This is a genomic window from Arenibacter palladensis, assembly GCF_900129275.1.
Taxonomy (GTDB): domain Bacteria; phylum Bacteroidota; class Bacteroidia; order Flavobacteriales; family Flavobacteriaceae; genus Arenibacter; species Arenibacter palladensis.
This window is the reverse complement of the sequence record NZ_FQUX01000006.1, coordinates 135,350-142,822: the sequence shown is the minus strand read 5'-3', so window position 1 is coordinate 142,822 and position 7,473 is coordinate 135,350. Positions and strand designations below refer to the sequence as shown.

The 7,473-nt window shown below is 48.2% G+C and carries 2 protein-coding genes and 1 pseudogene; all 3 read right to left on the bottom strand.

Annotation, left to right across the window (positions count from 1 at the left end):
* The coding region (locus BUA60_RS23455) for a beta strand repeat-containing protein (protein ID WP_084532632.1) at positions 1-4,757 on the bottom strand (4,757 nt) is incomplete at its 3' end.
* Positions 4,758-5,414: 657 nt separating this feature from the next.
* On the bottom strand, positions 5,415-6,563 hold the full coding sequence (locus BUA60_RS16110; RefSeq protein WP_072863453.1) for a T9SS type B sorting domain-containing protein: 1,149 nt from the start codon (positions 6,561-6,563) through the stop codon (positions 5,415-5,417).
* Between the two features lie 19 nt (positions 6,564-6,582).
* Positions 6,583-7,473, bottom strand: a pseudogene (locus BUA60_RS16105) (hypothetical protein); the annotation flags it as partial.

Genomic DNA, 7,473 nt, shown 5'->3' with positions numbered 1-7,473 from the left:
TCACCAGTGGCTCCAGTTTCTCCTTGAATACCTTGGGCACCAGTATCTCCCTTGTCACCTTTCTCACCTTGGTCTCCTTTTAGACCTTGAATTCCCTGTTCTCCTGTCGCACCCGTGTCTCCTTTATCTCCTTTGACGCCCTGATCGCCCGTGGCTCCGGTCGCACCAGTTACACCTTGGATACCCTGTTCTCCGGTAGCACCAGTGGCTCCGGTTTCACCTTGAATACCTTGAATCCCTTGGGCTCCGGTTTCACCTTTTTCACCAGTATCACCTTTTAAACCTTGTATGCCTTGCTCTCCAGTGGCACCAGTTGCTCCAGTTTCTCCTTGTATACCTTGAATTCCTTGGGCTCCGGTATCACCTTTCTCACCTTTATCGCCTTGGTCTCCCTTAGCCCCGGTATCACCTTTTTCTCCTTGGTCACCCTTATCTCCTTTGTCACCTTTCTCGCCTTGGTCACCCTTATCTCCTTTGTCACCTTTCTCGCCTTGGTCTCCCTTAGCTCCAGTTTCTCCTTGTATACCTTGAATTCCTTGTTCTCCAGTGGCACCAGTTGCTCCTGTAGCTCCCGTTTCTCCTTGTATACCTTGAATCCCTTGGGCTCCAGTATCTCCTTTATCCCCTTTATCACCTTTCTCACCCTGTATACCTTGAATTCCTTGGGCTCCCGTATCACCTTTGTCTCCTTTGTCTCCTTTTTCACCCTTATCTCCTTGGTCACCCTTTACACCTTGGATACCCTGTTCTCCGGTAGCGCCAGTTGCCCCGGTTTCACCTTGGATACCTTGGATTCCTTGAGCTCCTGTAGCTCCAGTTTCTCCTTGTATACCTTGAATCCCTTGGGCTCCGGTATCACCCTTTTCACCAGTGGCACCAGTAGCACCAGTTTCTCCTTGAATTCCCTGTTCTCCTTGCGCACCAGTATCACCTTTCTCTCCTTGAATTCCTTGAGCTCCGGTTTCACCTTGAACACCTTGAATACCTTGTTCACCAGTATCTCCTTTGACGCCCTGGTCGCCTGTGGCTCCGGTCGCACCAGTGTCTCCTTTTTCTCCAGTGGCACCAGTTGCTCCTGTAGCTCCAGTTTCTCCTTGAATACCCTGGATTCCTTGAGTCCCTGTAGCTCCAGTTTCTCCTTGAATACCTTGAATTCCTTGAGCTCCAGTATCACCTTTCTCACCTTGAGCTCCAGTATCTCCCTTGTCACCCTTATCTCCTGTCGCACCAGTAGCGCCGGTATCTCCTTTTTCACCAGTTGGTCCGGTTTCACCTTGAATACCTTGAATACCTTGAATACCTTGTGCACCAGTATCTCCTTTGTCACCTTTCTCACCTTGGTCTCCTTTTAGACCTTGAATTCCCTGTTCTCCTGTCGCACCAGTTGCTCCTGTAGCTCCAGTTTCTCCTTGTATACCTTGAATCCCTTGGGCTCCAGTATCTCCTTTGTCACCTTTCTCACCCTGAATACCCTGTTCTCCGGTTTCACCAGTAGCACCGGTATCTCCCTTGTCACCTTTGTCGCCTTTGGCTCCTGTGTCACCTTGGATTCCTTGTTCACCAGTAGCTCCGGTTTCTCCTTGTATACCCTGAATTCCTTGAGCTCCGGTATCACCTTTGTCACCTTGATCACCCTTTACACCTTGGATACCCTGTTCTCCGGTAGCACCAGTTGCTCCGGTTTCTCCTTGAATACCCTGTTCTCCAGTATCTCCTTTATCGCCTTTCTCACCTTTTTCACCAGTAGCACCGGTATCACCTTTTTCACCTTGTTCTCCAGTGGCACCAGTAGCCCCGGTTTCTCCTTGAATTCCTTGCTCTCCTGTTGCACCAGTGGCACCAGTATCACCCTTTTCTCCTTTGTCACCTTGGATACCCTGTTCTCCGGTAGCTCCTGTAGCTCCAGTTTCTCCAGTATCACCCTTGTCACCTTTGGCTCCGGTTGCACCAGTAGCCCCGGTCTCACCTTGGATCCCTTGAATACCTTGAGCTCCGGTGTCTCCTTTATCACCTTTTAGACCTTGGATACCTTGCTCTCCGGTAGCGCCAGTGGCACCTGTAGCTCCTGTAGCTCCAGTTTCTCCTTGAATACCTTGTGCACCAGTATCTCCTTTCTCACCTTGGTCTCCTTTTAGACCTTGAATTCCCTGTTCTCCTGTCGCACCCGTGTCTCCTTTATCTCCTTGATCACCCTTTACACCCTGGATACCCTGTACTCCGGTGGCGCCAGTTGCCCCGGTTTCACCTTGGATACCTTGAATTCCTTGGGCTCCAGTATCTCCCTTGTCTCCTTTTTCACCTGTGGCTCCGGTCGCACCAGTTACACCTTGGATACCCTGTTCTCCGGTTTCTCCTTTATCTCCTTTTAGACCTTGAGTTCCTTGAGCTCCAGTATCTCCTTTGTCACCTTTCTCGCCTTGGTCTCCCTTAGCTCCAGTTTCTCCTTGTATACCCTGAATTCCTTGCTCTCCTGTTGCACCTGTGGCACCTGTGGCACCAGTTGCTCCGGTTTCTCCGGTCTCACCTTGTATACCTTGAATTCCTTGTTCTCCGGTATCACCCTTGTCACCTTTGGCTCCGGTTTCACCAGTAGCACCAGTTTCACCTGTTGCTCCTGTAGCTCCAGTTTCTCCTTGTATACCCTGAATTCCTTGAGCTCCGGTGTCTCCTTTGTCACCTTTCTCACCTTGGTCTCCTTTTAGACCTTGAATTCCTTGAGCTCCAGTATCTCCTTTGTCACCTTTCTCGCCTTGGTCTCCCTTAGCTCCAGTTTCTCCTTGTATACCCTGAATTCCTTGCTCTCCTGTTGCACCTGTGGCACCAGTTGCTCCGGTTTCACCTTTTTCACCTGTATCTCCTTTATCACCTTTGACGCCTTGGATACCCTGTTCGCCAGTGGCTCCTGTAGCTCCAGTTTCTCCTTGTATACCTTGAATCCCTTGAGCTCCGGTTTCACCTTTGACGCCCTGGTCGCCTGTGGCTCCGGTCGCACCGGTGTCTCCCTTAGTTCCAGTTTCTCCTTGTATACCTTGAATTCCTTGGGCACCAGTATCTCCTTTGTCACCTTTCTCACCTTGTTCTCCAGTTGCTCCTGTAGCTCCGGTTTCACCAGTATCTCCTTTATCTCCTTGATCACCCTTTACACCCTGGATACCCTGTTCTCCGGTAGCACCAGTTGCTCCTGTGGCACCAGTATCACCTTTTTCACCTTGTTCTCCAGTGGCACCAGTTGCTCCTGTAGCTCCGGTTTCACCAGTATCTCCTTTATCTCCTTGATCACCCTTTACACCCTGGATACCCTGTTCTCCGGTAGCACCAGTTGCTCCTGTGGCACCAGTATCACCTTTTTCACCTTGTTCTCCAGTGGCACCAGTTGCTCCTGTAGCTCCGGTTTCACCAGTATCTCCTTTATCGCCTTTGACGCCCTGGTCGCCTGTGGCTCCGGTCGCACCGGTGTCTCCCTTAGCTCCAGTATCGCCCTTGTCACCCTTTTCACCTGTTGCACCTGTGGTTCCAGTTGCACCGGTCTCACCTTGGATACCTTGGATACCTTGAGCTCCTGTGTCACCTTTTTCACCTTGGATACCCTGTTCTCCAGTTTCTCCTTTTTCACCTTGTTCTCCAGTTGCACCAGTGGCCCCGGTTTCTCCTTGTATACCTTGAATTCCTTGGGCTCCAGTATCTCCTTTGTCTCCTTTCTCACCCTGTTCACCAGTCGCTCCAGTTACACCTTGGATACCTTGATCTCCGGTAGCACCAGTCGCTCCGGTTTCTCCTTGTATACCTTGAATCCCTTGAGCTCCAGTATCTCCCTTGTCACCTTTGTCTCCGGTATCACCTTTCTCACCTTGAGCACCAGTATCTCCTTTGACGCCCTGGTCGCCTGTGGCTCCGGTCGCGCCCGTGTCTCCTTTGTCACCTTGGTCACCCTTTACACCCTGGATACCTTGAATCCCTTGGGCTCCGGTATCACCCTTTTCACCAGTTGAACCTGTAGCACCGGTTTCTCCTTTGACGCCCTGGTCGCCTGTGGCTCCGGTCGCACCCGTGTCTCCTTTATCTCCTTGATCACCCTTTACACCCTGGATACCCTGTTCTCCGGTGGCGCCAGTTGCCCCGGTTTCACCTTGAACACCTTGTGCACCAGTATCTCCTTTGTCACCTTTCTCGCCTTGGATTCCTTGTTCTCCAGTGGCACCTGTGGCTCCGGTGTCTCCCTTAGCTCCAGTTTCTCCTTGTATACCTTGAATTCCTTGGGCTCCAGTAGCCCCAGTGGCGCCAGTGGCCCCAGTAATACCTGTAGCACCGGTTGCACCAGTGTCTCCCTTGTCTCCCTTGGCTCCGTTTGCACCAGAAATACCAGCAGGCCCTTGCGGACCTGTTAGATTTGAGGTTGTAAATTTTGTTCCGTCTGTATAATTGAAAGTGAAGGTTCCGTTGCCATTATCGACAGTAGATTGTATGCCGACACCACCCGTAGCAGTTGAACCCCCTGTACATAGGCTATTCCATTGTGTACCGTTGTAAAAGAAAACGCATTGCGCATCCGTATTATAGACCATTGCCCCACGAAGTGGCTTAATGGCTTGCATTTGCGTATTGGAAACTCTTGTAAGTACCAATGCTTTGTTGGTACTTTCCAATTCAACTATGGAAGCTGAATTAATGCTGTTTGGGTTTTCACCAATTTTTACCTGTGCGGTTGCAAAGGTGCAACTCATCAAAAACAGTAAAAGGAGTAATTTTTTAAAGTCCATTCAAGGGGATTTGGGGTGCTAAGACCTATATAAACCCAAATTTAGAGGACTAATTACGTATTGTTAAATAAATGTTGTGAACACGATAAAAGCTGTTGTGTACATATGTTATTGAAAATTAGGTCTATAAAATATGCCTTTGGTCGAATGTTAAATTGAAGGAAGAGCCCTACAAAAAGGAAGGGTACAGCAAAGTTGGTATTTTAATTTGTAAGCCGTTTTAAGCATAGAAATTTAACAATAATTCTGCATCAACTAGCTATTATATCATTAATCCGAGAGCAATAAAAGTTGCCAATCCTTGGATTTGTAGAGTATGGGGGGGGTAGATGCTAGATATTAGTATTGAGATCCTATCCGTTGGACTCTAGATTTTAAACACTAAATCTCCGATCACTTCACTTGGTGGATGAGCCTGCCTGTTCCGTCCAGGCGGGCGTAGCCGAAGCCACCTTATCCTTCTGCTAAAAGGCGGGACAGGCTCCTCTCAAGAGGGGAATTTAGTTCTTCAATGTTTGAACATTGAACTTTAAACTTTAAACCCTTTCACCGCCCACCAGTTTCGATTTCGATTCCGCCTGCCGGTAGGCAGGCAGGCTCAATCTCCGTTAGGACAGACTTTGAACCTTGAACTTTCAACATTGAAAATTCAACTTTTCAGTGTTCCAAATACAAAAATCCCTGATAGTTAAGCTTTAGATCTTTCATGGAAATGACATAGAAATAGACGCCATTGGGCAACCCGGCGGCACGGTTTATGACCAAATTATCCACATTGGAGTAACCGGTAAAACCATTGGTGTAATTGTCCTCCTCATATACCTTTTGGCCTTGACGGTTAAAAATACTGATGGTATCATCATTGGAAAGTTCCAATTCCTCTATATAAAGGGCATCGTTTACGCCATCGCCATTGGGGGTTACCAGGTAATTGTCCAAGGTAAGCAATTCCTTGGCCGTGGCTTCGGAGGCAAAAGTAATTACGGCATAATCGTCCGGAACAAAGTTGTCCGAAACCAAAAATCCTTGGGAGAGGTCGCCCACCACCGAAGCAGCACCCAGATTTACCCAAGACCTGCCACTAATGCTCCAACCCACGGGAATAATCTTGGCCACATCCTCGGTAAGGGCCGCTATATTGCTACGTTCGTTCCAGCTGATCTGAATGGAAGACGAAACACTGCCCTCCAAATGCCAAAACTCCACCTCGCTGATATCGCCCATGGTCCTAGGTTTTTTGGTGGGGTCAAAACTTTCGGGGAAGGTGGTAGGGTTGGTGGGACTTTCCCTGTAATAGGCACATTTGGCAAAGCTGTTGGTGCCGGTACTATTAAGGGTCAGGGACCGTAATTGTTCCGAATCGCCCACGGGAAAAATAAAATTTTGTTCGTTATTGATGGTGACATAACCATCTACCTTGGAGAGGTCGCTTTCGCCCACATAAAAGGCATCCTGAAGAAAATTAAAATAGACGTCCTGTTGTTGCCTTGGGGTAACAAAATTGCCCGCTATAAAATTGGTGTTGGAGCTAACACTCATGCCTGTGTTGAGCATTACCCCTTGGTCATTGGCAATTTCGGTATCGAAGAATACCGGCATAAAGGCGCCCGAAACACTGATCATGCTACTGCCATAAAAACCTGCAAGGCCCAAATTCTGGTCAAAGGAAGCATTGTTGATGAGGTTGGTATGAAAGCCTATCTGCCCTTGATCGTGGATACGGATGTTGCCACTATTGTACAGGGCCGTTTGGGCCTGTTGGCCTAGGGGCCATAACAATACGAGGATGTAGATAAGGTTTTTCATGTTTTTGGGACCAATGCCTCTAGTCCTTGTTTTTTAATAGTGCCTTAATTTCTTCCATGTCCTTGCGGAGCGACTGCAGTTCTGCAGACAGGGATTGGTTTTCATATTTAAGTTGATCTATTTTCTTTTCCTGCTCTATGGTATGCAGGAACAATTCCTCAATTTTTTCTAGGTTAAGTTTGGATGCCTGTCCCAAATCCCAAAAACCTTGAGCTTTAATTTCCGCTGAAGATTGAATACCTGGTAAATGGTGGTATTTTTTTACAAAGGCTTCAATTTGCGCCAAGGTTTTAAAATCATAGCTTTCTTTTAAAACAGAATTCCCTAAAAAGTATTTTTGGAAGACGTAGTCGGGATGTACTGTAGTTCCTTGTACTGTAACTGTACCAGTCCCTGTGATATTTAAATTTCCCGAGGTAGTGATATTTTGATTTCCAAAATTAGGATTAACAATTGTACCCGGTATGCTTCCTGCGCCTAAACTACTGGTGTCAAAACTAATAACGTTGGCGCCCGAAATGTTAATACCGTCTCCTGCGCTATAGGTCGTGTTCCCATCCGCGATACTTGCCAAAGGTACTGTCACGGTATTGGCATCACTATCTGTAAGGATCAAGTTTGTCGCATCGACGGTCAGGCTAGTGTTGGTCGTGTTTCCATCTGCAACACTTGCCAAAGGGATGGTTACGGTATTCGTATCGCTATCGGTCAGTATTAGGTTCGTTGCATCTACCGAAAGGCCTGTGTTCGTTGTGTTCCCATCTGCGACACTTGCCAAAGGCACCGTCACGGTATTGGCATCGCTATCGGTCAGTATCAGGTTGGTCGCATCCACGGAAAGGCCTGTGTTCGTTGTATTCCCATCTGCGACACTTGCCAAAGGCACTGTCACGGTATTGGCATCACTATC